We start from the raw sequence: 26,014 nt of genomic DNA on the forward strand, positions 1-26,014 counted from the left end.
ATTCCAGGTTTTTACCAGTTTATCGAGTATTTGATTAAGTTGGACTGGTGTCATCTGGTTCAGTAACTGATGGTTGGGTGACAGTTCTACATGGATTTGGTGCGTCTGATTGTAAAACAGAGACTCCAAAACGGTTGAGTTGTTCAAATTTAATCGATACTGTTTTCTCAGGTTTCAATCCAGGCTTTGATTGGGATGGTATTTGAGAGGATGCTGGTGGATTTGTGGTGTTTGCTGGAGTTGGCGTCCCTTTATTGGCACAAACTCGCATATATACTGAAAAATCCCCAGAAGCAGGTTTGGGATTTGGTTTGATGTCGAGAACTTCTAAAAAACTGTTAGGGGAAAGCGATTGGTTGTTTCCCAAGGAGATTTGATTGTTGGTTTGAATTACCCAGCCAGGAGATAGGTTAGCAAGCGATCGCGGTGCGGGTGTCGCTTCGATGGTAGGGTTTAGAGTTTGTAATGGATTGGAAAAAATTGGAAATTGCCCTGATGGCGATCGCAGTTGCTTCACGAACAATCCTAAAGAGCCTGCTGCTACCACAAATATTAACGGAACAATCCACTGTAGCGGTAAACTCGAAGTTTTAGCAGGCTCAGTGTCGGGAATCACCTGAGTTTTCTGGTTTGGGCTACTTAAAAGGGTCGCATCTGTCGCCTTGGATGCCAAATCAACAGTTTTGGCAGAATAACTCTTTGGAATGACTGCTTTGATGGTGATTTCTGGTTCCCAATATTGAACTTGATAGTGGACTAAAGCGACGGTGACATTATCGTGTCCATTTTTAGTATTAGCGATTTCGACTAATCTATCGGCAACATTTACTATATTTGTTTCCCCAACTAGAATCGGCAAGATTTCTGTTTCCCAGTACTCCTCCACCCGATCAAAATCACTCAAACCATCAGATGTGAGTAGAAAAACAGCATCTTCATCGAGCATAAACCGTCCCGATGTGGGATGCAATGAAGTGCTGGGCCCCATGCCCAAAGCCTGGACGAGAGAGCCGGCAGCACTCTGTTGCACAGCATCGCGGTAAATGGCATAGCCTAGCCGCACCTCGCGGGAAGCAACATCATCGTCGAGGGTAACTTGATAACAGCCGTGGCGGGTAATCCAGTAAGCACGACTATCGCCAACGTGGGTAATGTACATTTCGTGTGCAACAGGCAATGCCATGACTAAAGTCGTGCCCATGCGTTGACGCCCTTGGCGATTTTCACCGTCATTGCGCTGACTAATTTTGTCATTGGCAATTGCCACTGCCTTTTCGAGGTCATTCAGCAGCAGTGAAGGGTCTATATGGTCATAGGGAACTTTTGTTAGTTGCTGTACCTGCTGCTGGATCGTTTCAATGGCTAAATTTGAGGCGACATTGCCACCTTCGTGTCCACCGATGCCATCACAGACAATTGCTAAGGCTGTTGGCTGGGGTGGTTTGCTCACCAGAGTTCCACTGGGAGGGCTACAGGCATCTTCGTTCCGTTGGCGACTTGGCCCAGTGTCGGTTTTGGTGATAATTTTGATCGTGGGTGTTTGCGATCGCCCTAATTGTGCCAGTCCCCCATCTAAAACTCCGATTAATTGATCGGTTGAATTAATCTCTCCCTGAATTAAGGAAAGGCTAATGTGATCAACAAATTCAGTTATGGCTGGTTTGGCATCACTAACCAACTGCTGCCAGAATTCGCCTAATTGGGGCAATTCTGGTGATGTTGCGGCGTCGAAACGCAAATCCAACAAACGGACTAATGAGCCTTCTACCCGTAATACATAGGAGTCAAGTAAGCTAGAGGCGACACCTTCACTCGCAAGAGGTTGCCACAGATGAGCTATTTGCCATAACCAATTGAGTTGGCGCATCGATGTTGCATCGCGCCAAGCGGTGGTTAACTCGCTGCCCAAATGTACTTGTTGGATAGTGTCATCTACTAATAGTGGCGGTTTTTCTAAGAGTAATATTTCTCGATGCGAGGACCCGTCAGCGAGAAATATTACTCCATATACCTGTGGTACGTGTAAGCGGTAGGGAATGAGTCTCAGGTAAGCTCTTAGAGGCTGTAAATTATCTAACTCAGGCGTTAGCGCTAATAAACCAGGCTTCGTATCTAAAAGAACAAATTTATCAATAACTAAATAGCGATCGGCTAATATTTCTCCAGGGCCACCCACACTTGGGCCATCTACCACAGCCCAGAGGTAATTTTTGGGTAGGGGCGTGGAACATCGCTGGCAAAACTTGTGGGTCAGGGGGTTGGCAGCCTGACAATTTTCATTTGGACAGTAGAGCGTTGCCGCGTCATTTTCCATAGTTTTCGCACCGATCAGCGATTGGCAATTTCTTTAACAGCATTAGTAGGGACAATCTAGACCGCTCATCTTTCTTAAACTTGACATACCCAGACTTTAGATGATGATTTTAGCTGGTGGATATAAGCAGGTGCTAATACTTACTTATCCAAAGAATACGCTCCTAAGTCAACCCTACAGCCTCATCATAGCTTCTATTGCTCTGTGACTCTCCATCGCCAAAGCAACTAACTCCAACCCTGTTACCAAAGCATAACCCAAGCATAACTGCGCTATTTGCTTTTGCTAAATTACTCGATCATCAAGAGGCAGATAATGTTGGTATTTATTTAGTTTATAAGTAGGATAGCAACAATTAACTTTAATTAAGAATTAAGATAACTAAATATACTTTTGCCAAAAGTACCTGACGAATGAAGTGGCTTTAAAAATCTCGTAATCTCGTTTCCAGGTTCTAAGAAGGAGAATGCTCTTTGGCAAGGCGGCAAAGCTTTACAGAGGGCATTCCCAGCCTGAGGCTGGGAACGAGGTACTCGGTACTAATGAAAATAGCTGTAAGTTGACACAGAAAGGTTCAGCCAGCCCACTACTAACTCATTTGCTTATTGTTTCTCGTCAATTGCAACCTGGGGGACTCCCATGCTGTAGTTGGTAACGCGGGCAGAGAGATTGTAGGTGAGTTGGCCGAGTTGCAGGAGCGATCGCAGATAATGCTCTAAGTCTGACCCCACACGGCGCAAGTTATAGTCTGTGAGGTCTGCACCACTAGATGCTTCTACTAGTTCATCAAATTTTCGGTAAACCTTTTGCAGCACATCTTCATTCCAGTTAAATTCGTTGTCTGGGTCAACATCTAACGTTAAGACCTGTTCACTGGGAACCAGTTCGCCATCCCGGTCAATTTCACCTGCAAAAATGCGGACATGCCGGGTTGTGGACTTGAGCAGCATCGGGTTATCCATAAAAGGGTGTAAGATTTGGGTGGATTACACTGAAATTATTGTAGACGTTATATCTGAGCTTGAATGCTCTCAATTTACAAGCTTTGAACGCAATTTCAAAAGGGTATATTGAATGGGCATAAGTAAAAATATCACTTCTACTGATTAACTTACTACTTCTGTTAGGAGTTGAAGCCGGATCTAACTGCTAGTACTGACAGTAGTCCAATTATTTTTCTGCAAAAATTACTGGGTAGAGTGTTTTCATTTGGGCATACAAACAAGTCTGAGTGGTTTGCTAACGTACCTACTGCTAAGATTTTGGTACTCAATCAAGCCCAGAATCCAGTATAGTGAAGGGTTTGGCTAGAATATTTTGATCTGTGTACATTTTTTTATGGAGAACAAAAATTTTTACCTTAATAATTATGGTTAGAAATTTTTTCTGAATTTGCTGCTGATAAAAACGTACATCTAGTAATTTTACTGAATAGGGCTACATCGACCTCTGGCTTTAATAAACTCAAAAAACTTCAGCGGTTTTACTTACGTATAAACACCAAAATTAAAGTAACAAGTCCAACTGTTCTTGACGTTCATATAAAGTTGATGTAAAAAGCTTTAGAAAGGTCGAACAACTTCTTACAGAAACTTTATTGTGTAGAATCTTAAAAACTGAATAATAGTTATGGCTTACCATAAGCTACATCTGGCACAAGAACATCAAAATCTAGACACTGAAAATCTAGCTTGAAAATAAAACACAGGAGAGTGAAATGGGATACAAAGGTGATTGATGAAGAAAAATTCTTAATTCAAGCACTTTGGATTCAAAAAAGATATAAAGAATTTTGCTGGACATCTACCTCCTTACCCTCATGACCACCAAGTAAAGGAATCTCAATAGCTATGAACTCCAAAGCATTACCACGCCAGATAAATAATCTCGAAGTAGGTGTTTATGAGTGCGAAATACATCTCAAATTTCGGTTGATTGAGGAAAAGAGTCTATTGGGCGATCGCGAACAACTGTTACAGGTGCTACTTGATGCCTTAACCGAGGGTTCTGACGACTTCCTAGAGACGCTACAAGCGTCCGTTAAAGCGCAGGAAGTGTCCGAGTTCAAAGCCTCACCTCAAATGCGACGCCAGCTAATGCGCTTGCGTAATGCTGCTGAAAATCCCCAAACTTAAAGGTGTAATTTAAGTAGTAAAAAAAACGTGAATTGGGCATCAAATCAAATGTTGATCCCATACCCCCGTTGCAATAGAAACTAAGCAGTAAGTAGAATTCATAAAATACTGTGATTTCTACTTTGTGAAAGTCTTATTTAGCAATACAAAGTCCCAGGAACAGTTTCCTCCATTAAAAAACTTTGTAGCAAAGGGTACTGGTAGAATCTGAGAGCAAATTCAGCCGGGTGCATTTTACCGAGTTTTTATCAAAACATTGCAGGAATAACAAAACCCTGTGTCTTTACAGATGGGGAATTGGACAATAGGCGCAAATCAAATGAAAATCTAAAAGACCAAAGTAAAAATAAATGACCTTCCTTTTAGCTTTTTGCTTGAGCTAAGTGCCTGATTTGCTGAAATACTTATGTTTTATCTATTACTGGTAAAAGGTTATGGTTTAGCAGCCAGTTACCTGTTACCAATTACCCAGGAGCAGGGGAGCAGGGGAGCAGGGGAGCAGGGGAGCAGGGGAGCAGGGGAGCAGGGGAGCAGGGGAGCAGGGGAGCAGGGGAGCAGGGGAGCAGGGGGCATGGGGCATGGGGGAAATAACCAATGCCCAATGCCCAATGCCCAATGCCCAATGCCTATTTAGCAAGACCGTGTTCTAGAGCAAAACGAACTAACTCTGTACGGCTATTGGTGCCAGTTTTACTAAACAAACGGCTGACGTACTTTTCTACATTGCGGACGCTGGTTTCCAAACGACGGGCGATTTCTTTATTCATCAACCCTTCAGCGACCAAGTTTAAAACACTTTGTTCTCTGGGAGTCAAATCAATTTTGAAAGGGGCTGGCGATTGGGAAATGGCATTTCTTTGAGTTAACAATGCCTTAATTTGGGCAATCTGATTGGCTAGTTCAGCAAGATCAGGGGTTTCAGCGTCATCTCCCGTACTTGCGGTCTTAGCGGCGCGGCGGGCTAGCAAATTTTCGACTATAGCCACTAACTCATCTGGATCAAAAGGTTTGGGTAGATAGGCATCAACACCGGCATGATAGCCTTGAATGCGATCGCCTGTCATACCTTTAGCAGTTAAAAATACTACCGGGAGTGCTTGGAAGCGGGGGTCTTCTCGCAGTTGCTTAAGGAACTGATAGCCATCCACCTGAGGCATCATGACATCGGAAATCACTAAGTCAGGTGTATTGAGCTGCATCCATTCCCAACCTTCAAGGGCGTTACTGGCGACTTGAACGCTGAAACCGCTCTCTTGCAAATAGTCTTTCACGGCTTCCCGTATCCCTGGTTCATCATCCACCAGTAACAATTGTGCTGACATTTAAAATTTCCTTGAGTTTATCTTTTTCCAATTTAGCGAAAGTTGACAGTCATTGAACAAAAGGGATAAGGAAAAACCCATTGCTTCCTAACACCATAGGACTTACACAAAACTACACGCTGTAGGGGCAATTCATGAATTGCCCCTACGGGAAATCAGGGCTTTCACTGCCTTTTTGCGTAAGTCCTGCACCAGTAAAAAGAGCCAAGACAGTAAGGACGATTTTTGAATTTGGATACTGCTAATCTCAAAATACAGTAGTTTTCTTTTGCATGAAGTACAAAGCTACGGGTTTGGAGGCAGGAGGAGCAGGGGAAGAAAAAAAAGGTTTATCCTAAGCGTATTAGAGCTTACCCACTAGATTAGATAATTTATTTCTTGGAGTTACCTCAGTCGGCGTCTCTCTTACAAAATCTAGATTGGATAGCGAAGCAGGGGCGATGCCAAAGGCGAACGAGCCTCGGAAACCTCCGCTCCGGTTTTGCGCTAAATCCCCGTTTGAAACTGTCTTTAATTACGAATTACGTTAGCGCAGCCTCTTCGAGTCTCCTCCCCGCAAGCGGGGAACTCGGGGCCCCCTCTGGGGATTAGGGGCAGGGAGGCAAAACGTAGCTTTGGCTCTTTGGGGTTTTTCGGGTTTAATAAGTAATCAAGCGGACATGATATCAGACGCTACGCACAGTCGCTAACGCAACTCTTGGAGACGCTTTGCGAATGCTACCCTTGCATCACAAGCGTCATTATCAATTACGAATTTTTTTAAAGAACCTTTACCATTGAGGATTTTCCAAAATTAATGCCTCTGCTGCCGAGCTATTTAATGGAACTGAGAAAAAATGTCCCTGGCCATATTCACAGCTCAACTTTCTTAGAAGTGCTAATTGCTCTTTTGTCTCTACTCCTTCGGCAAGCACATCCACACCTAGCTTGTGTGCCAATGTAACAATTATCTCAATAATTTCTAAATTCTTATTACTAGCGCCGATTGAGCTGACAAAAGAACGGTCAATTTTCAACATCCTAATCGGAAAGTTATAAAGACGACCTAATGAGGAGTAGCCTGTACCAAAGTCATCAATTGATAACTCAATACCCATCTCTCGAAGTTGTAAGAGTACGGCAGTTGCCTTATCGCCATTTTCTACAATTACGCTTTCAGTAATCTCTAGCACTAGAGTGCCAGTATCAAGACCAGTTGAGTGCAAAATTTGCCCAATCTGCTCAATCAAATCCGGCTGAGAAAATTGCTTGAGGGAGAGATTAACACTAATTTTCTCTAGGAAGTTGGAATGATGACACACCCGCCAAGCTTGCATCTGGCGACAGGCTTCATGCAACGCCCAGTTGCCAATGGAGAAAATTAGTCCAGTTTCCTCTGCCAGGGGAATAAAATCTGCTGGATTAAGCAGACCACGCTCTGGATGCTGCCAGCGCAACAAAGCTTCAAAACCTAAAATAGAACCACTAGTGAGCGAAACAATTGGTTGGTAATAAACCCGAAACTCAAGGCGTTCAACTGCTCGGCGCAAATCTGTCTCTAACTGCAATCTCGCCAGAGCATCAGCATACATATCTGAGTTGAATAGCTCATAATGCGCTCTACCCAGCACCTTGGCTCGGTACATTGCTGTATCAGCATCCCTCAAAAGGTCTTCTGGGTTTTCATAGTCTACTATCGAACTCAACGCGATGCCAATACTTGCCGTTATGAACACTTCTTGTCCGTCAAGTTCAAAGGGTAACGCCAGTTCCTGTTGAATTCGTTCAGCTACTATGATGGCCTCTGACACATCTTGGATTCCCTCAAGCAGGATTGTAAATTCGTCTCCCCCAAGCCGTGCGGCTGTATCTATAGAGCGTACACATAGTTCTAGCCTACTTGCAGTAGCAAGCAGTAATTGGTCTCCATTTAAGTGTCCAAGACTGTCATTGATCAGTTTAAATCGATCCAGGTCGATAAACATTACAGCTAATAGATAATCTGAATGCCGTTTTGAATAATTAAGCGCATGTCTTAGGCGGTTCATAAATGCAGCGCGGTTTGGTAGACCCGTCAGTGCATCGTGAAAGGCAAGGTGCAGCAGTTGTGACTCGACTCGTTTACGCTCTGTAATTTCAGTTAGCAATTTCTGATTTGTTTTTATCAATTCCTCTGTCCGTTCCGCCACTCGTACTTCTAACTCACCGTAAGCTCGGTGCAACATTTCTTCAGCTTGTTTACGTTGGCTGATGTTGCACAGCAGCCAACGCCAGCCAAGCTCCTTCCCCTGAAGGTCATATACCGCAGACGCTTTAACACTAGCAGGGAAAGGCGTTCCTCCCCGTGGCTGTAGGTTAATTTCCCAGTTCAGTAGCGGCTGCAAATTGTTCATTTGAGAGCGAAAGGACTGGCGGTCTTGTTGAGCAATAAAGATAATTAATGGTTTACCTACTAAATACTTTTGGTGGACACCAAGCAAGGTTGCTGCTGTCTGGTTAGCCTCTTGAATTGTCCCGGTGGTATCAGTTACCAAGTAACCATCTGGAGCGAACTCAAACAAATCTTGGTAACGCTGGCGCTCTTTTTCTACTGCGGCTCGTGTGACCTCTAATTCCTCGGAAGCTGTCAATAGTTCTTCCATTGCAATGTTGAGTTCCTCGAAAGCCTCTATTATGATCTCCTGTTGTGAGCTTGGCTTAGTTGTATTGAATTGCAATAGTCCCTGTACTTGTGAGCGCAATTTGTCTATCTGTTGGCTAAATCCATCCACGTTCATGTTGCTCAACTCACAAAACTATGAAGCGTAGCTGTGAATGAAGAGAGCATGGGAAGTAAACCCCTTGCCTTCCTCGATACTTTCAGACTCTATTGAGCAGGCAAGGAGCGGGTTATTTGCAAGAGCGGACACGTTGTAAATAAATATGGCAGAACTTGTTTTCTTGATTTACTAACTTATCTATCAATGATGAGGGAGCAATCAAATTTGTACACGCTCAAATCAACTCTTGGCCCTATTCAATGCCACAAACTTGTTCATTAACGACCAAGGTGCAAAGTTGCAGCAAGCCTTACCTACTGAAATTTTTAGTTTATTAAATACAAGTTATGAAAATTAGAACTTGATCAGTAACAGCATATTTGCTTTCCCTATTTTTGAAAATACTTCTTAAGATACATTTACTTTTGTGAGTTAACGAAATGATACAGTTTCAGTCAATGCTTTTGGGCTGACAAGAGCGTTTGTTTTTCTTACTTAGCTACTTAATATAGCAATCCGATTTGATTTCTGAAATTATTTGCGTAGGCTGGGAGTAGGGAGTAGGGAGTAGGGAGTAGGGAAGAAGCCTCTTTGAGTTGTACTGAGTTTTTTCAAAAATCAAATATGAGTCCTATAGCATAGGATGCATGGAATGTCATGCCGACAGGATTACCGATATCCCAGCAAACCCTCAGCACTTTAGTGCTTATTTTACAAGTACTAAAGTTAGTATTGTTACAGTCGATCAATTATCTTGGCATTCTCTGGCAGCTTGGCCTCTCTTTGCCCAGCAGTACGCGCCTTAGCAGTGAATAAACCAATGGGAGTATTTAATAAATCGACAAGGGTGGCTTTACCCGCAATCGCCTTCTTAATATCCCTAGGTATTTCCTTCAATAACCAACGTACTAAACGATAGCCGGATTCTTTGAGTGTAATCTCTCGCATCAAATCTACACCGTGCAGTTCGTGCAGATAGCGATTTGAGCGTCCATAGCGCCGCCATTGACTTTGCAGTTCTTTGAGTGTGGCGCGGTGGCGGTGCTGAACGATCGCATTTGGGGCAAATTCCAAACGCCCGATGTTTTCCTCCAAAATCCGCCAGCAAATATCGGCATCGCCACCAGTGGTAAGATAGGGACGAAATAAACCCGCTTTTTCTAAGGCAATGCGTCGAATCGCCAAATTAGCGGTTTGACCATAGGGACGAAAGGGATGCTTAAGGGTATGCTTTTGCGACAAAGTTTCTTGACGGTCTGCGTGTTGTTCTAGCAAAGTTGTACCTGGTAGTGCCAAAATTTCACCAGCGACAATTACCACTTCTTTGTTGACAAAAGGCTGAATTAATGCGTTTAACCATTGCGGTTGTGGGCGACAATCTGCATCGGTAAAAACTATAATTTCACCCCTAGCGGCGCGAATCCCAGTATTACGAGCAGCATAGGAGCTTTGAATTTGGTTTTCGCTCAAAGGGTGAATTGTAATTGGGCAATTTTCGGCAGATGCTTTGAGAATGGTGAGAGTGCGATCGCTACTATTATTATCCACCAACAAGTATTCTACCCGGTCTTTTGGGTAAGTTTGAGACAACAGACAATTGATTAACTCTGGTAAATCCGCCTCACCGTTATAAATAGGAACAACCACCGACACCATTGGTAAAAAGCTGGTGGCGGTGGTTGTATCAACTGGCTGATGATTCATAAATCTGAGATTTTAGAGATGGGATTACTAGCTAGTATTCCCAATCCAAAATCCTGGAACGGTATATCAAGCAGTTTTCATAACTCCAAAAATCTGGATTTGGGAATACTACTATATAAACACCTGGTAACAAATCACTCACCTAAAATTTCAGGTTATCGGCGCGGCTCATGGGTCGAGTGGGCTGATTTGCCGGCGGCTGGGCAAAGTTGTTATTTGATAGAATTGCGATCGCTCTGGCATATTGGGGATCACTCTTAGTTCCGATTAAATCTGGATTAGAAGCCAACTGCCGCTCTTGTGCCTCTGTCAAGTCTAGCTTGATATCTGGCGTAATCCCTTTATGGTTAATATCCGTTCCCGCAGGGGTGTAGTAATGGGCAATGGTGACAGCCAACCCAGAACCATCTGCAAGTTCATGAACTGACTGCACTAAGGCCTTACCAAAGGTTTGACCACCTACGACTACCGCCCGCTTATTATCCTTGAGTGCCCCTGTGAGGATTTCGCTAGCACTAGCTGAATTACCATCTACTAAGACCGCCAAGGGACGATTTGTCAGAGCAGTGCGATTGGCTTTAGTTACCTCACTGCTGCCCACACGGTCTACTGTCTTGACAATTCCGCCGTCATCATACCACATTCGGGCAATTTCAATGCTCGCCTGCAACAATCCGCCAGGATTTCCTCGCAAATCCAATACATAAGAATCAACTTTCTTAGTGTTCAAATCGCGGATGGCTCGTTGCATTTGGTCTGCGGCGTGGGCGCTAAATTCGCGCAAACGGATATAGCCAACGCGGCGATTTCCTTCTTGCCTGAGGGTGTAGCGGACTGTTGGCACTTCAATACTTGCTCTCGTCAGCTTCAAATCAAAAGCATTTTGCCCCGTGCGTCCCAGCCGGAGCTTGATGGGAGTACCCGCTTTGCCACGAATTAGCTTGGAAGCGTCATCCACTTTCATTTTGAGAGTGGGTTTGCCGTCAATGGCCAAAATTTCATCGCCTGCTTTGATCCCAGCTTTCAGCGCCGGAGAATTTTCTATGGCTTCGACAACAGTGAGCCGCTGAGTTTTTTCGTTCACTTCCATCCGAATGCCAATGCCAGAGACTTCCCCAGATGTTTGGCTAGTCAAGGCTTCAAACTGTTTGGGGTCCATGAACCGAGTGTAAGGATCTCCCAACTTTTGTAAAGCTTCGCGGATGGCAGCATAAGCTTCTTCACGAGAAGAATAATCTTTGTTCAACAGGCTTTGTCTGGTTGCTTGCCAATTCTGTTGATTAAATTTGGCATCAACATATTCATGATTCACCAGTTGCCAAACTTGGTCAACTATTGCTTTCGGGCTGTCTTGTAAGGCTAGGGCAGCGCGGACACCACGAGTCCAAGCAGAACCGAACACAGACATAGTAGCAGTTGTGGCGATCGCTCCACCAATCAAGGCTACTTGGAGCGGCGAGTAACTTTTCGCAGATTGGTTCATGTATATAATCAGTTGGAATAATTGTGTTGTTGACAGTTTAGCAATCAGGCTTTCTAGAAAATTTTAAGTTTTTATACCCCAAACTCAACTATGCTCACTTCATCATTTTTATCGTTGAATGATGCCGAAAATACTGCATTATTAACAACCATTTCTCAGTTTTTTAGCCTTCTCCGGAAGGCTATACTGAACATGTGACACTTTAAGCAGCGTCATGTTTGCACTTGTTCATTACCTTTATAAGATAGCACTTTGAACACTGAATTGCAGCACTGTTAGACAGCTATTAAATCAGGTCTTCTTACCTAAGTCATGAAACGCAAATTTACCATCAAATCATTAATTTCTATTAAAAGAAAATCTGCTAATCTGTGGCACTTGTTACAAAAACTAACTAGTGCATTGTACTTTGTCCTGGGCACTTGGCTGATTTTTACCACTATAACCTTAGTTTTTGCTTCTTCGCAGCCAGTAGATGCCTTCTTTGTGCTTGGTGGCAGTATTCGTCGAGAAACTTATGTTGGCCAACAAGCAAAACAATACCCGCAAACCCCAATTTTAATTTCTCATGGTTCTCCAGATCCCTGTATATGGTTAATTTTTCAGGCGGAATTAGCAGGGTTACAAAACGTTTGGTTAGAAAAGTGCGCGAATTCTACCTTTGAAAATTTTTATTATGGTATCCCGATTCTGCGGCGTTGGGGAGTGCATAAAGTCATGTTGATTACTTCGCCAAGTCATTTACCCAGAGCCAAATGGATGGCACAGATTCTTTTGGGCGCTCATGGTATTTGGGTAGAGACAGAGATTGTTCAGGAGTTGGGTGTTCCTGGTAATAATGAATCTTGGGCCAAAACTGGATTAGATGTAATACGCAGCCTGTTGTGGGCGATTTTAAGTCAAATTATGCAACCGCAATGCTCAAATGTGACAAGACTTACTGAAGTAGATATGCAAGCTTGGCAGCATCAAGGTTTTCATTGTGAACACCAAGGGGGGTTGGGGAGATGAGGCAGCCCCCGTCTTGGCGGTTTCCGTCGATGGGGACTGCCGAACCCGAAGGGTCTTAGGGTTTGTCGAGCAAGTGGCGTGGGTTGGAGAGATAACTTACTCGTAATGCGTCCACATGCGAATTATCTTGACTACTTGCTCGGATTCGATAATCTCATATACCAACCGATGCTGTATATTTATCCTACGAGAATAAGCACCCGATAAGTCACCAACCAGCTTTTCATAAGGTGGAGGATCTTGAAAAGGATTGTCTTCAAGGACTGCGAGTAATTCCTCGGCCTTCTCCTTTAAGTTACTAGAAGTTAATTTCTTCGCGTCTTTTTGCGCCTGTTTTGTGTAAATCAACCTCCAACTCGCTCCTTCGGGGTTGGGAACTGGCTCCCCAGACGCTCGCGGACTCACCAATCCAACTCCCCATCACATTCTTGGATCGAGGTTGCACGTCCTTCTTTTATAGATTCTCGCATTCCAGGGACAGATAATAAGTAAAGAGTCTCCTGAATTGCAGACCAATCTTTTTCTGCAAGCAGAATCGCATTACCGCGATCGCCTCGAATGATCACAGGTTTACCCTGCTCTGCAACTTGGTCGATGATCTCTTGCAAATTATTTTGAGCGTCGTTGACGGGAAGCGAAGACATCATACTTTTTTGGCTCACGATCACTTTAATTTAGTATACTTACATAGCATTTGAATTAATGACCTATATCGAATTTGCTTTATATGAGCTTGTAAATTAAAAGCGAGGTATTACACCTAGTACGGCAGTAAGGTTATCAAAAATTTTTGGAAATAACTCAGAGTTTTGGTTAAACCTGCAACCAAATTGGGAACTTTACCACGTTCTCAAGGAAGAAGAAGAGGAACTAAAAAGTATTTTGCAATTTGGAATCACTAAGTAGCGATCGCCTTGAAAATTAAGCAATATATTTGCATAAAAGAATCGCAATTGGGCGTACTTTAAGAACATCTCACTTTTATAAAAATAATTTAGCGATCGTTCTGTACGAAATGGGACAGGCTTCGTCGATTGGCAGGCAGTTAATGAAGCAAGTTCTGGATGGAAAGAGTTCGTGTATCGCTCCCAAACCTGATTAGGAACCGTAGGTGCAAGGCAGATCCACTCTAAATCTGAAGTTTGACCAACGATGATAAAAATCTTAAATTCTTCTGCCCCAAAAACGTTAAGGCTCCAATTAATGCTGCGAAGACTGTAGGCTCTAAGGTTTTGTAAGCTACTTTTGAGAAAATAAGCTAGAGCGTTGTAGTACTGGTTTTGCTCTGATTGCAAATAAGGACTCCACGAATCACCTTTACGCTCACGCCGAGAAGAGGCGTACTTGTATCCAGGATACTCTTTTGGGTCTGTTGGCATCCCCCGGCGTGCTATTCCTTTCCATGTTGCGATCGCTTGATCGAAATCAGCAGTTTGAACAAAGCCTTCTGACAATAATAAATTCCAGCAATTCAGTTCTCCTCTATTCTCTGTACTCCAGACAAACGGCTGACGATTTTCTGTATAATTTCTAAGCCGACTAATAAGGTCTTGCGTTTCTGGGTGCATAAATCATCCAAGTGTAAATTTATGCATTAACAAGCACCTTTCACCGTAGCGGCTTGTCGTTAGATATCGCTTTCGCTGATTGCATCCAAAGGAGAATTAATGCAAAAGTTCCCAATTTTGCAGCATCAAAATAGCATCTTTATACAAAGATAAATCCACCTGGTTAACTTCTATTCCCTGTCCGATTCCTTGTAGAAGGGTGATTGTCAATTTCCCTCCCAAGTGTTCACGGAACTCGGTAAGCCCCCTAAATAGACAATGCGGATGGTCTAGTTGATCTAATTGCTCTGTCAGTGCCGATACGTACAAGCTAAAGCCTAATTTATTGAGTGTAGTTAGAACCTTTTGCAACTCTGATTGCAAGAGTTGCCCTGTTAAATATGAATAAGTTGTGTCCAAAGCAATGCCGATCGCTACAGCTTCACCATGACGTAGGCTGTAATTAGTTAAATGCTCTAGTTTGTGAGCAGCCCAGTGTCCAAAATCCAAAGGACGTGATGAACCCATTTCAAAGGGGTCGCCGCTACCAGCAATATGCTCTAAGTGCAACTGGGAACAGCGATAGATCAGCCTTTCCATTATGTTTATGTCTCGATTAGCCAATTTATCGGCATTAGTCATAATGAAATCGAAGAAATCTGCATCTTTAATCAGCGCTACTTTTACCGCTTCTGCAATACCCGATCGCCAATCTCGATCGTCGAGGCTAGTCAGAAAATCAAAGTCATTCAAGACAGCATAAGGTGGCATGAATGTACCCAAAAAGTTTTTCTTACCGAAGGCATTGATTCCGTTCTTTACTCCTACACCCGAATCATTTTGCCCTAATACTGTTGTTGGTACTCGTAGTAGTCGAATTCCTCGATGAGCGGTTGTTGCTGCATATCCCGCCATGTCTAGGACGGCTCCACCTCCAATTGCTAAGACGTAGGAGTGACGGCATAATCCAGCTGCATTGATCCGTTGATGAATTTGTTCTATAAACCTAGAATCGTTCTTGACTGCTTCTCCACCTGGAACTACTATCGGCTCACCGCTCAGTGTTATTACATCTTCATAACATTGGGCATAGGCTGATAATTTTTTTAATAGCCCATCTTGATATTGTAAAAATCCTGCATCTACCACTGCTAGTACTTGTTTTGGGGTTGTCTCCCCATCTGCGGCAATTACTTGTGCGAGTAAAGGATTATCTAACTGAAACAGACCTCTAGTGAAGTGAACATCATAATTGAAGGTCACGCGGACACATTGGTTAATTGGTTGCAGATTAAGAAGGGTTTTTTGTTGAATAGCCATTTGAATATTATTACTTTTTAAGTAACTGTAAATAGATGCACTAATGCAATTGAAATTGAAAAATAAACTCATTAAAAACTTCAATGTCAAAATAATTTATTAGACAAATTGGCTAATAAACTAATCATGATTTTGAAGTGTGTTTACCCTAGTACATGAAGTTCAAAATAACATTAATTTACAATTTTATTTATCCCTATAATTTATATCTAAGGTTGGCAATGGAGAACATTATTACATAAAATTCTAAATTTTTCCGTAAGATACTTTTAGGATTTATCTAATCAAAATAGTATCTTTACAGTATCTTATTTAAAGTTGTGAGATTTTTATAGATTCAGTGAAGTTATGAGCTTAGTAGTATATTATCTAGCTGCTTGAATCACAAAATATCAAGTTTAGTGGTAAATTTTATACTTGGTTGTCACAAAAAAAAGTTGGGCAACTTCTCCTGAATTCATCATGAGTAAAGTAAACAATTTATTGCATCATTGGCTGTTAAAGTCTGTTTCAGAGAAAGCTTTTGCTTGGCTGGAACAGAAGCAGGCACAGATTGCTAGCGGCGCTGCTGAGAGAGTGTTTTTTACGGCATTTAGTGCTGTGCCGCGTTATCTAGGTAAACAGAATTTGCAGCTAACATTCCAGGATTTGGAAGCAGCACAGGATGTGATTCCCGGTTGGTATCCTGGTCATTGGAGTGTAGATCAGGCAGGCCGCACACTCTTGCTTCTAGCTTTACCCCACGATAATGCTGAGGGGTATGTGCGATCGCTTGATCAAGTCTTCTCCACTGCCGATATGGGGGAGTTAGTTGTCCTTTATCAAAGTTTGCCGTTATTACCACATCCAGAGTTACATCGCCACCGCGCTGCTGAGGGAATTCGCAGCAATATGAGTAATGTATTCCAAGCCATAGCACTACGTAACCCTTATCCAGGGGATTATTTAGATGATGCTGCTTGGAATCAGATGGTGCTGAAGGCTGTGTTTGTCGGCAGTCCATTGCATCTGATTTGGGGTCTGGATCGACGTGCTAACCCAGAATTGGCGAAGATGTTGGCAGACTATGCCCATGAACGTTGGGCAGCTAAACGCTCAGTTACGCCAGAACTTTGGCGACCTGTAGGGCAGTTTGCCGATAGCGCAATCATCACAGATTTGGAAAAAGTACTGGCTAATGGGGATATAGACGAGCAAGAAGCAGCAGCGTTAGCTTGTGCCCAATCGCCTTTACCCCAAGCGCAAGCATTACTTTCGCGTTACCCAGATTTACAGTCATCCATTCAACAAGGTGATCTGACTTGGAGCAGTTTTAGCCGCGATGCCTGCGGCGAGCTGCGCTAACGCCTCTTTGTTTACAAATGAAAGGGACTGGGGACTGGGAGACTGGGGAAAAGTTTTCCAAATACCCAATACCCAGTATCCAATCCCCTATCCCTAATAAAATTTATCGCTCATTAAACCAAACTATGATGTATATCGATCCTCACATTCACATGTGTTCCCGTACTACTTACGATTACTTAGTAATGCGGGAATATGGCATTGTCGCCGTTATTGAACCAGCCTTTTGGTTAGGACAACCGCGAACCAACGCTGGTACATTTAAAGACTACTTCAGCAGTCTTGTAGGTTGGGAAAGGTTTCGTGCTAGTCAATTTGGCATCCAACATTACTGCACAATCGGCCTAAATCCGAAGGAAGCTAACAACGAGGCATTAGCGGCAGAAGTTATAGAACTACTACCACTTTTTGCCTGTAAAGAAGGAGTTGTTGCGATTGGCGAAATTGGCTATGACGATATGACAGAAGCAGAAGATAAGTACTTTTGTCAGCAGTTAGCATTAGCCAAAGAACTCGATATGTTAGTACTAATTCATACTCCCCACCGTAATAAGAAGGCGGGTGCTAGTCGGAGTATGGATCGCTGTATTGAATATGGCTTAGATCCCTCACAAGTAGTTATTGATCACAACAACGAGGAAACCGTTGAGGAAGTATTAGGAAGAGGTTTTTGGGCAGCTTTCACGATTTATCCACAAACCAAGATGGGTAACGCCAGGATGGTAGAAGTTGTCCGCAAGTATGGACGCGTTAGCGCAGCGGGACGTGATAACGTTCGTCGCATCATTGTAGATAGTAGTGCTGATTGGGGTATTAGCGATCCTTTGGCAGTCCCGAAAACTGCTCAGTTGATGTTAGATAGGGGTATTCCTGAAGAACATGTGCGAGCAGTTTGTTATGAAAACGCCCTAGCTGCTTACAGTCAAACTGGGCAGATGAAAGCATCAGACTGGCTCAATCCCCAATCTGTTGATCAGCGTCAGTTGTTCAGTGGTAATTCTGTATTGCGGGGACAGGAACCAGGAATCAAATCAGTTTCAGATTATGTGTTGATTGAGTAGAAAATTGCGAGTGGGGACTTGTACTGAGCGAACGCGAGTGCGTCTCTACGAGAAGCCGTTGGCGCAGCCTCTCATAGAGAAGTATTGGGCATTGCAAGAGAGATTTTCATCTTATTTTGATAAATTACTAGGCAAGGAGGCAGATAAGTGAATGTTCCAAGCTTAAATTTTCAAAGCTGGCGGGGTTATCTGGAATTGATGCGTCCTGCTAATATTGTTACTGCTTGGGCGGATATTCTTGTTGGTTTTGCTGCTTCCGGCTCTGGGATTATTTTTGCTAAATTAATTAATGGAGACGCAAGTTTTACGACACTAATTCCATTAGCTTGGTTGTTATTGGCTACAACTGGTTTATATGGAGGCGGTATAGTTTTTAATGATGTTTTCGATGCAGACTTAGATGCAAAAGAGCGACCAAATCGAGCAATTCCCAGTGGTCGCGTATCTCGTCAAAATGCTACTTTATTGGGGAGTACACTCTTTGTAATCGGGATTATAGCTGCTTTTCAAGTATCGTTGTTGAGTGCTGCGATCGCAACATTTATTACTCTTTCATGCCTCCTCTATAACTCACTCGCCAAACATCATCATTTTTTTGGCCCTTTAAATATGGGTTTGTGTCGTGGCAGTAACTTATTATTAGGTGTAAGTGCTGTACCAATAATGATCGGAGAACGTTGGTATTTAGCGCTGATTCCTGTTCTTTATATTGCTGCTATCACCGCAATTAGTCAGGGTGAAGTTCATGGAGGTAAGCAGATTACGGGACTACTAGCACTACTGCTAATTGCAATAGTTTTGACAGCAGTTTTAGCTTTAGGACTATTAGAAGAGTATAGAGCGATCGCAGCACTACCTTTTGCAGCTTTATTAGCTATTCGAGTAGTGCCTAATTTTATCAAAGCGGCGCGTGAACCGATAGCCGAAAATATCCGAACTGCTGTGAAAATAGGCGTTTTATCTCTAATAGTTTTAGATGCAACCGTTGCATCTGGTTTTGCTGGTTTGTATTACGGTTTATTAGTTCTAATCTTGCTACCAATTTCGATGAAACTAGCACAACTATTTGCCGTTACTTAAATTTTAATGTATACACCCAGTAATCCCATATTCAACAATCTTTGCAACAAATGAATTGGCTTTAGGGGCGCCTAGCATATATATGTATTGGTGTCAAATTAACGTAAAAACCAGTCTAGACAAAGCTTTGATAGATTCCCTCGTCAAGAGTCTCCGACTGGGAATGCCTAATGGGGGCTGCCGCCTCAAGACTAGCGGCAGAGCCGCAATTGAAAAGCATTTCCAGCCAGAGGCTGGAAACGAGGTTTTAAAGGGGTTTCCGCTTAAGTTGACACCAATGATATATGTGCGCCCCTACCCATGAATATGTAGCAGGTATTTTGTTAAATCCTATCAGCTAAAGAAAACTGATTACTAGCATATATAGGGCATAAAGCTAGAAAATGAAAATTATAAAAGACAGCGACTTTCATTTAACTTATTGCAGTAATATTCATCCTGGGGAAAGTTGGCTAGAGGTTTTCGCCAATTTAGAAAACTATATTCCCAATCTCAAGTCACGTTTATCGCCTACAGAACCTTTTGGTATTGGTTTGAGGTTAGCAGATGCAGCCGCCAAACAACTTTTAGAAAGTAATAATTTAGCTCAATTCCAAGCGTGGCTAACTCAACACAATTTATATGTTTTTACCTTAAATGGATTTCCTTATGGGGGATTCCATCGACAGGTGGTAAAAGACCAAGTTTATGCACCAGATTGGTCTACACAAGAACGTGTTAATTATACATTAAACTTGGCACAAATTTTAGCTACTCTGTTACCAGAAGGACTTGATGGCGGAATTTCTACACTGCCATTATCCTATAAACCTTGGTGGGGAGAAAACCAAGCAACTTTCGAGACAGTTTTAAAAAAGAGTTGTTTGAACATAGCATTAGTTGTCGCAGAAATGATTCGCATCTGCGAAGAAACTGGAAAAATACTACATATTGATTTAGAACCTGAGCCTGATGGATTAATTGAAAATACTTCAGAAGTAATTGATTTATATAAAAATTGGTTATTGCCAATTGGTGGTAATTACTTATCAAAAAAATTAAATATTGAACAGGTTTTAGCAGAAAATAAATTGCTAGGACACGTTCGTGTTTGCTATGACACATGCCATTTTTCAGTTGAATATGAGGAACCGCAATCTGTATTTGCGCGTTTACAATCAGCAGGAATTAAGATTGGCAAAATTCAAATTAGCGCCGCAATTAAAGTAAAAATACCTGCTGATATTGATAAGCGTAGTTTGATAGTTGAACGCTTACGCCCTTTTGCTGAATCTACTTATCTTCACCAGGTAATAGAACGTCGCGGTGACGGTACACTCCATCACTATCCTGACTTAATAACTGCATTACCACATTTAGAGCAATCTCTAGCTGAAGAATGGCGGACTCACTTCCATGTCCCAATTTTTATTCATGATTATCAAATTTTGCAATCTACCCAAGATGACATTGCTACTGTTTTGCATCTACTTCAAACAAACAATGCTTGCTCACATTTAGAAATTGAGACTTACACTTGGAATGTATTACCATCAGAAATGAAAATAGATTTGCTGACTTCTATTCAGCGAGAATATGAGTGGGTATTAAAAGAATTTGCCGTCAATTAAGAAGGAACTAAGTTTATGAAAAAAACAGTTATTCTAAATGTTGTAGGATTAACACCTAGCTTATTAGGAGAAAACACACCATTTTTATCTTCTTGGGCTGCTAAAGGGCAAGTAGTCCCCATCGCATCAGTTTTACCTGCTGTAACTTGTTCGGTTCAGGCTACTTATTTAACAGGAAAATTGCCTGATGAGCATGGAATTGTCGCTAATGGTTGGTACTTCCGTGATGAGTGTGAAGTTAAGTTTTGGCGACAATCTAATAAATTAGTACAAGCTCCCAAAGTTTGGGAAATAGCTAAATCAATCGATCCAAACTTTACTTGTGCCAACCTTTTTTGGTGGTACAACATGTATTCCTCAGTAGATTATGCTATTACGCCGCGCCCAATGTATCCCGCAGATGGCAGAAAACTAGCTGATATTTATACCCATCCTGCTGATGTGCGATCGCAAATTCAATCTGATTTAGGAAACTTCCCTCTGTTCGATTTTTGGGGGCCAAAAACTTCCATTAGTTCTAGCCAATGGATTGCCAATTCAGCAAAATGGATTGAAGAACGTTACAGCCCTACATTATCACTAGTTTATCTACCACATTTAGATTACTGTCTGCAACGATTTGGTAACAATGAAACACACATCCAAGCAGATTTGCAAGAAATTGATGCTGTTTGTGGCGATTTAATTGAATATTATCAAGTACGTAATACTCAGGTAATTATTCTTTCTGAGTATGGTATTACCCCAGTTTCCAAAGCAGTGGATATCAACCGCGTATTAAGGGAAAATGGTTTAATAGCTGTGCGGGAAGAATTGGGGCGAGAACTGCTCGATTTTGGTGCTAGCATTGCCTTTGCCGTTGCCGATCACCAAATTGCTCATGTATATGTGAATGAGCCGGCGTACATCCCGAAAGTGCGATCGCTTCTCGAAGCAACTGAAGGCGTAGCGCAGGTATTGGATGAAGAGGGTAAGCAAACCTACCACCTTGCTCATCCTAGATCGGGAGAGTTAGTTGCGATCGCTGCATCTGACGCTTGGTTTACCTATTATTATTGGCTCGATGATGCAAAAGCGCCTGATTTTGCTAGAACTGTAGATATCCACCGCAAACCTGGTTACGATCCTGTAGAACTTTTCCTTGATCCGCAGATTAAATTTCCTCAGGGAAAAATTGCTCTCAAGCTACTTAAGAAACAACTGGGTTTTCGCTACTTAATGGACGTGATTCCTGTGGATGCTTCCCTAGTACGTGGCTCTCACGGTAACATTACCACTTCTTCAGATGAAGGGCCTCTATTTATCACCCATCAAACTCACCTAGTTAATGAAAATCGAATTGAGGCGACAGATGTTTGCTCGTTGATTCTCAAACATTTAAATACCTGAAATGAAAATAGGCAGTAAAGATGCGATATATCGCTTCTCTACATCCTACACATTCATCGGTAGGGGCGCACAGCTAGCTGTGCGCCCCTACAGCCGATTCGTTTGTTGCAAAGATTTTTGAAAATGCTATTACTCCCAAAAATACAAAACAATTTTGTTGTTATTCATAATCATATCGAGTATGCTTTATATATAAACTCGTTATGACTATGAAATAGTTGGCACTATCAGTGACATCTGTCTATCTGCTGACTAAAATATACTGTGGGGAATCTGAGTAACTTAATGGAGAGCTTCTTTACCCATGACTGAACACCAAAAATTGACAACTGCTGATGGTATTCCTATTGCCGATAATCAGAACTCACTCACGGCTGGATCGCGTGGCCCTGTATTAATACAAGATTTCCACCTCATAGAAAAACTGGCTCATTTCAACAGAGAACGTATTCCTGAAAGAGTTGTCCACGCTAAAGGTGCTGCGGCTCACGGCACTTTGACTATTACCAATGACATTACCCGCTACAGTAAAGCCAAACTTTTTTCTGAAATTGGCAAGAAAACGGAACTTCTCTTGCGCTTTTCTACAGTCGGAGGAGAAAAAGGTTCAGCAGATGCCGAGCGCGACCCTAGAGGTTTTTCCCTCAAGTTTTATACTGAGGAGGGTAACTGGGATCTTGTAGGTAACAATACCCCTATTTTCTTCATCCGCGACCCCCTCAAGTTTCCTGATTTTATCCATACCCAGAAGCGCAATCCCCAAACCAATTGCAAAGACCAGAATGCAAAGTGGGATTTTTGGTCACTCAGTCCAGAATCGCTCCATCAAGTGACGATCCTGTTTTCAGATCGGGGAATTCCGAAAAACCATCGACATATGGACGGCTTTGGTAGCCACACCTTCAGTTTGATTAATGCTGAAGGCGATCGCGTCTGGTGCAAATTTCACTTTAAGACTCTGCAAGGGCATCAAACCTTGACAGAGGAAGAATCAACCAAGATTAAGGGTGAAGATCCAGATCATGCGACTGACGATCTGTTTGAAGCGATCGCTAACAAAGATTATCCCAAATGGCGGATGTGTATTCAAGTGATGACCGAGGAGCAAGCGGAAAAACATCCAGATAATCCTTTTGACTTGACCAAAGTTTGGAAACAAGGAGAATATCCTTTAATTGAAGTCGGGATATTAGAGCTAAATCGTAACCCAGAGAATTATTTTGCCGAAGTAGAGCAAGCCGCTTTTAGCCCTAGTGCAGTGGTTCCTGGCATTAGTTTCTCTCCAGACAAAATGCTTCAAGCTCGCATCTTTTCTTACCCAGATGCTCAACGATATCGCTTGGGTGGTAACTATCAGCAACTACCTGTCAACCAGCCCAAATGTCCAGTGATGCATTATCAGCGAGATGGCTTTATGGCATCGGGGAACAACCACGGTAGCGCTCCTAACTATGAACCGAATAGTGCTGAGGGTACGCCCAAAGAAAATCCAGCTTATGCAGAACCACCTAACCATTTGGGCGATGTCACAGTCGATCGTTACAGTCATCGTGAAGGAAACGACGATTACACCCAAGCAGGTAATCTCTATCGCTTACTAACTCCTGACCAGCAAGAGCGTCTTGCTCATAATATCGTCGGCAGTCTCTCTCAAGCAAGGGAGGACATCCAAATGCGCCAACTGTGCCACTTCTTCCGGGCAGATATTTCTTATGGTCGTCGTGTAGCTGAAGCATTGGGCATTTCAATCGATCCCTCAATGCTAGGTGCGATCGCTCAACCTGTAGGTAACTAGTAGCCTTATCCAATTTTGTGGGGTACTCATTAATGAAGCTCCAAGACTCATTAATGGAGTTCAAAGACTCTTTAATGGAGTTCAGAGGCTCATTAATGAGTATCAAAGACTCATTAATGGAGTTCAAAGACTCTTTAATGGAGTTCAGAGGCTCATTAATGAGTATCAAAGACTCTTTAATGAGTATCAAAGACTCTTTAATGGAGTTCAAAGACTCATTAATGAGTATCAAAGACTCATTAATGGAGTTCAAAGACTCTTTAATGGAGTTCAGAGGCTCATTAAGTAGATAAACAAAAATATTAACAGCTATTGCGATCGCTCCATTCGCAGAGCATATCCTAGAGAAGTAGTTGTAGGCGTTGCGATCGCATTATTTTGCTTCACTGCATTTGCAATGACATTGTGTAATTAATTATCTTGCCTACTTATTAGACTAGGATTTGAATCCCAGGCGGGTAATGCAGCCGATGTAGATTACCTAAATTACTGAAACCAACGGGAGACAAAAGCAACCATTCTCCGGAATCAGGCCCCCCACCCGTCACATTCCAAGCAGATTCGTGGTACTTTTCAATACCCACAATTAACCCAAAAGTCCGCTCAGGTTTAGCCATCAACTGCATGATGACTTAGCCTCTCACTTTATTAGGAATTACGCACAAGAGATCGCCCAACCCCATTAAAAAGAAGGCTTTTAGCGTTCCTCCTACGGTGTAAGCATAAGTCTGAAGTAGTTTACTAATCTGGTTTTTACCCCACCCTAACCCTCCCCTTGTAAAGGGGAGGGAACTAGATTTCCGGCATCCTCCCTTTGCAAAGGGGGATTGAGAACTGGATTTCCGGCTTCCCCCCTTTACAAGGGGGGATTGAGGGGGGTAATTTGACTTGTATGTACACCGTAGCCTTGTATTGGAGAGGTTTTGAGTGGGGTTTTCTAGATACCGTAAAAAGTAAACCATTATGGCAATCTCGAAATAATCGCCTCCCAGGTTTTAGCATTTCTCCAATAAGCACCGTGGGAACAGGGAAAAGGTTGTCTGCTATCCACTCGCACATCCTGCACTCTATCAGGAAAAATATTCTTACCCACGTAACTGAGAAAATCCCGTAAATCGTAGATATTCAACCATTCGGGGAAATGCTCTGGCAATAACTGCCCATATTCTAAGCTGTAGAGGGCGTTAATCTCATATAAAAATGGTGCTTGGGAACCAACTGTTACCAATAATTCCACCTGAGATAACTGCTGCTGCACTAGCAAATCTACACAAGCGATACCTCCCAAGCTATGGGCGATTAAAACCACTGGCGGTTCTGCTTGGGCAATTTGTTCCTGGATAAACGCCCTGATTTTTTCACCCCGCGTCAGATACAACAAAATATCACCAGGCATAGGCGAAATTTTATCAGTTAGTTCAAGGCGGTTTCCTCTGACATAATTCGTTCCCATTGGTAACGCTAACTCAAGAAGTGGCTTTAACAACCAGCCACCCAATCCTAACTCTGCCTCTCCTAAAGCCAGAGTCAGCAATTCCACAACTTTATCCCGCAATTGGGCATCGGTGAGTATGGGGGGAAATTTTTCTTCCTGTTCGCTAATAAACATTGCTTGAGCCACAACTGCTCTAGCTATTGGTGCATAATATTCACTCAAATCAGATTCGGAAACTGTGAGCAATGCCTGATCATACGGTTCACTGTGGATAATCGCCTCTCGTGCTTGCTCAAATACCTCTGCAATTCCCGCCTCTTGCAACTTAGCTTGCAGTTGAGATGCCGGAGTGAGACTCGCTACACAAGATTGTAAAACATCCCCTGGTTGTTCCCCAAAAGGATTTCCTGACTCAATCGGTTTCAAAGACAACAGCCGCAATTCATACAAAGGGTCGCGGTATAATTGCTGCCATAATAGAATATCTGCGTCTTCTTCTGACTCAGATAAAGCCAGTGTCGCATCTTCCAAGGGTACTGATGCCCGATTATCATTAAACCTTGCACCTAATGAACCCCAAAGGCAGCGAGCAACTTTGATGTCAGAACGTTGGGCGTGAATCTTTTGCTCAATTATCTCAAAAGTTTCGTTGTATTCTCGTTCTCTAATGCCAGTGCCATGTACAAATATTACAGTAGTCATAATAATTCGGATTGAATTTTGGGC

The 26,014-nt window shown here is 42.7% G+C and carries 20 protein-coding genes; 8 read left to right on the forward strand and 12 right to left on the reverse strand.

From position 1 onward, the window contains the following. Positions 1-34: 34 nt before the first annotated feature. Entirely contained in the window at positions 35-2,314 is a 2,280-nt protein-coding gene (locus tag V7K30_RS32380) for a protein phosphatase 2C domain-containing protein (RefSeq protein WP_335006423.1), read from the reverse strand. Between the two features lie 602 nt (positions 2,315-2,916). Continuing rightward, positions 2,917-3,276: an NAD(P)H-quinone oxidoreductase subunit M gene (locus tag V7K30_RS32385; protein WP_335006425.1), complete on the reverse strand. Its 360-nt coding sequence runs from the start codon at positions 3,274-3,276 to the stop codon at positions 2,917-2,919. Between the two features lie 888 nt (positions 3,277-4,164). Here V7K30_RS32385 and V7K30_RS32390 point away from each other — a divergent pair. Further along, on the forward strand, positions 4,165-4,449 hold the full coding sequence (locus V7K30_RS32390) for an Npun_R1517 family heterocyst differentiation transcriptional regulator (RefSeq protein WP_138498346.1): 285 nt from the start codon (positions 4,165-4,167) through the stop codon (positions 4,447-4,449). A gap of 626 nt (positions 4,450-5,075) precedes the next feature. Here the strand turns inward: V7K30_RS32390 and V7K30_RS32395 are convergent. The 4 genes from V7K30_RS32395 to ctpB form a co-directional block, all read right to left on the reverse strand. After that, entirely contained in the window at positions 5,076-5,771 is a 696-nt protein-coding gene (locus V7K30_RS32395; protein WP_335006427.1) for a response regulator transcription factor, read from the reverse strand. A 770-nt stretch (positions 5,772-6,541) separates the two neighbouring features. After that, entirely contained in the window at positions 6,542-8,527 is a 1,986-nt protein-coding gene (locus tag V7K30_RS32400; protein WP_335006429.1) for a putative bifunctional diguanylate cyclase/phosphodiesterase, read from the reverse strand. A gap of 717 nt (positions 8,528-9,244) precedes the next feature. Continuing rightward, complete coding sequence (locus V7K30_RS32405) at positions 9,245-10,213, reverse strand: glycosyltransferase (protein WP_335006431.1); 969 nt, start codon at positions 10,211-10,213, stop codon at positions 9,245-9,247. Positions 10,214-10,355: 142 nt separating this feature from the next. After that, positions 10,356-11,696, reverse strand: a complete 1,341-nt coding sequence (ctpB, locus tag V7K30_RS32410) for a carboxyl-terminal processing protease CtpB (RefSeq protein WP_335006433.1) — start codon at positions 11,694-11,696, stop codon at positions 10,356-10,358. 312 nt (positions 11,697-12,008) lie between these two features. Between ctpB and V7K30_RS32415 the strand changes: the two genes are divergently transcribed. Then, complete coding sequence (locus V7K30_RS32415; RefSeq protein WP_335006435.1) at positions 12,009-12,707, forward strand: YdcF family protein; 699 nt, start codon at positions 12,009-12,011, stop codon at positions 12,705-12,707. Between the two features lie 96 nt (positions 12,708-12,803). On the opposite strand, the gene V7K30_RS32420 is transcribed toward V7K30_RS32415, so the two are convergent. From V7K30_RS32420 to V7K30_RS32435, 4 genes are all read right to left on the reverse strand, one after another. Next, entirely contained in the window at positions 12,804-13,112 is a 309-nt protein-coding gene (locus tag V7K30_RS32420; RefSeq protein WP_335006437.1) for a Txe/YoeB family addiction module toxin, read from the reverse strand. Beyond that, positions 13,109-13,354 (reverse strand): type II toxin-antitoxin system Phd/YefM family antitoxin, encoded by a 246-nt coding sequence (locus tag V7K30_RS32425; protein WP_335006439.1) that lies wholly within the window; start codon positions 13,352-13,354, stop codon positions 13,109-13,111. Before V7K30_RS32425 ends, V7K30_RS32420 begins: the two co-directional genes overlap by 4 nt. Positions 13,355-13,546: 192 nt before the next feature. Further along, the gene (locus tag V7K30_RS32430; protein WP_335006441.1) at positions 13,547-14,275 is read right to left on the reverse strand and encodes a hypothetical protein; all 729 of its coding nucleotides are present in this window, start codon (positions 14,273-14,275) and stop codon (positions 13,547-13,549) included. Between the two features lie 96 nt (positions 14,276-14,371). After that, positions 14,372-15,574 (reverse strand): 3-dehydroquinate synthase, encoded by a 1,203-nt coding sequence (locus V7K30_RS32435; RefSeq protein WP_335006443.1) that lies wholly within the window; start codon positions 15,572-15,574, stop codon positions 14,372-14,374. Positions 15,575-16,036: 462 nt separating this feature from the next. Here V7K30_RS32435 and V7K30_RS32440 point away from each other — a divergent pair, with 462 nt between their 5' ends. The 6 genes from V7K30_RS32440 to V7K30_RS32465 all read left to right on the forward strand — a co-directional run bounded on the left by V7K30_RS32440 (position 16,037) and on the right by V7K30_RS32465 (position 23,853). Further along, positions 16,037-16,918, forward strand: a complete 882-nt coding sequence (locus V7K30_RS32440; RefSeq protein WP_335006445.1) for an EboA family metabolite traffic protein — start codon at positions 16,037-16,039, stop codon at positions 16,916-16,918. Positions 16,919-17,043: 125 nt separating this feature from the next. Next, positions 17,044-17,979, forward strand: coding sequence for a TatD family hydrolase (locus V7K30_RS32445; protein ID WP_335006447.1), 936 nt, complete (start codon positions 17,044-17,046; stop codon positions 17,977-17,979). A gap of 147 nt (positions 17,980-18,126) precedes the next feature. Further along, positions 18,127-19,059: a UbiA-like protein EboC gene (gene eboC, locus V7K30_RS32450; protein WP_335006449.1), complete on the forward strand. Its 933-nt coding sequence runs from the start codon at positions 18,127-18,129 to the stop codon at positions 19,057-19,059. Positions 19,060-19,442: 383 nt separating this feature from the next. Then, positions 19,443-20,669 (forward strand): metabolite traffic protein EboE, encoded by a 1,227-nt coding sequence (eboE, locus tag V7K30_RS32455; protein WP_335006451.1) that lies wholly within the window; start codon positions 19,443-19,445, stop codon positions 20,667-20,669. A 15-nt stretch (positions 20,670-20,684) separates the two neighbouring features. Beyond that, positions 20,685-22,058 carry an alkaline phosphatase family protein gene (locus V7K30_RS32460; protein WP_335006453.1) on the forward strand — a complete coding sequence of 458 codons (1,374 nt, stop codon included), beginning with the start codon at positions 20,685-20,687 and terminating at the stop codon, positions 22,056-22,058. A gap of 304 nt (positions 22,059-22,362) precedes the next feature. Beyond that, entirely contained in the window at positions 22,363-23,853 is a 1,491-nt protein-coding gene (locus V7K30_RS32465; RefSeq protein ID WP_335006455.1) for a catalase, read from the forward strand. Between the two features lie 431 nt (positions 23,854-24,284). Here the strand turns inward: V7K30_RS32465 and V7K30_RS32470 are convergent, their stop codons facing one another. Together V7K30_RS32470 and V7K30_RS32475 are read right to left on the reverse strand one after the other, a co-directional pair. Further along, positions 24,285-24,470: a hypothetical protein gene (locus tag V7K30_RS32470; protein ID WP_335006457.1), complete on the reverse strand. Its 186-nt coding sequence runs from the start codon at positions 24,468-24,470 to the stop codon at positions 24,285-24,287. A 344-nt stretch (positions 24,471-24,814) separates the two neighbouring features. Beyond that, entirely contained in the window at positions 24,815-25,990 is a 1,176-nt protein-coding gene (locus V7K30_RS32475; RefSeq protein ID WP_335006459.1) for a hypothetical protein, read from the reverse strand. Positions 25,991-26,014 lie beyond the last annotated feature (24 nt).

Source organism: Nostoc sp., assembly GCF_036917655.1.
In the GTDB taxonomy this organism is placed as follows: domain Bacteria; phylum Cyanobacteriota; class Cyanobacteriia; order Cyanobacteriales; family Nostocaceae; genus Nostoc.

What these genes read in the sequence shown, in the direction of transcription:
- V7K30_RS32460 (WP_335006453.1), top strand. Translation starts at nt 20,685, where the DNA reads ATGAAAAAAACAGTTATTCTAAATGTTGTAGGATTAACACCTAGCTTA.
- V7K30_RS32475 (WP_335006459.1), bottom strand. Translation starts at nt 25,990, where the DNA reads ATGACTACTGTAATATTTGTACATGGCACTGGCATTAGAGAACGAGAA.
- V7K30_RS32415 (WP_335006435.1), top strand. Translation starts at nt 12,009, where the DNA reads ATGAAACGCAAATTTACCATCAAATCATTAATTTCTATTAAAAGAAAA.
- V7K30_RS32390 (WP_138498346.1), top strand. Translation starts at nt 4,165, where the DNA reads ATGAACTCCAAAGCATTACCACGCCAGATAAATAATCTCGAAGTAGGT.
- V7K30_RS32465 (WP_335006455.1), top strand. Translation starts at nt 22,363, where the DNA reads ATGACTGAACACCAAAAATTGACAACTGCTGATGGTATTCCTATTGCC.
- V7K30_RS32445 (WP_335006447.1), top strand. Translation starts at nt 17,044, where the DNA reads ATGATGTATATCGATCCTCACATTCACATGTGTTCCCGTACTACTTAC.
- V7K30_RS32440 (WP_335006445.1), top strand. Translation starts at nt 16,037, where the DNA reads ATGAGTAAAGTAAACAATTTATTGCATCATTGGCTGTTAAAGTCTGTT.
- V7K30_RS32395 (WP_335006427.1), bottom strand. Translation starts at nt 5,771, where the DNA reads ATGTCAGCACAATTGTTACTGGTGGATGATGAACCAGGGATACGGGAA.
- V7K30_RS32430 (WP_335006441.1), bottom strand. Translation starts at nt 14,275, where the DNA reads ATGCACCCAGAAACGCAAGACCTTATTAGTCGGCTTAGAAATTATACA.
- V7K30_RS32380 (WP_335006423.1), bottom strand. Translation starts at nt 2,314, where the DNA reads ATGGAAAATGACGCGGCAACGCTCTACTGTCCAAATGAAAATTGTCAG.
- eboE (WP_335006451.1), top strand. Translation starts at nt 19,443, where the DNA reads ATGAAAATTATAAAAGACAGCGACTTTCATTTAACTTATTGCAGTAAT.
- V7K30_RS32385 (WP_335006425.1), bottom strand. Translation starts at nt 3,276, where the DNA reads ATGGATAACCCGATGCTGCTCAAGTCCACAACCCGGCATGTCCGCATT.
- V7K30_RS32435 (WP_335006443.1), bottom strand. Translation starts at nt 15,574, where the DNA reads ATGGCTATTCAACAAAAAACCCTTCTTAATCTGCAACCAATTAACCAA.
- V7K30_RS32425 (WP_335006439.1), bottom strand. Translation starts at nt 13,354, where the DNA reads ATGATGTCTTCGCTTCCCGTCAACGACGCTCAAAATAATTTGCAAGAG.
- V7K30_RS32405 (WP_335006431.1), bottom strand. Translation starts at nt 10,213, where the DNA reads ATGAATCATCAGCCAGTTGATACAACCACCGCCACCAGCTTTTTACCA.
- V7K30_RS32400 (WP_335006429.1), bottom strand. Translation starts at nt 8,527, where the DNA reads ATGAACGTGGATGGATTTAGCCAACAGATAGACAAATTGCGCTCACAA.
- V7K30_RS32470 (WP_335006457.1), bottom strand. Translation starts at nt 24,470, where the DNA reads ATGGCTAAACCTGAGCGGACTTTTGGGTTAATTGTGGGTATTGAAAAG.
- ctpB (WP_335006433.1), bottom strand. Translation starts at nt 11,696, where the DNA reads ATGAACCAATCTGCGAAAAGTTACTCGCCGCTCCAAGTAGCCTTGATT.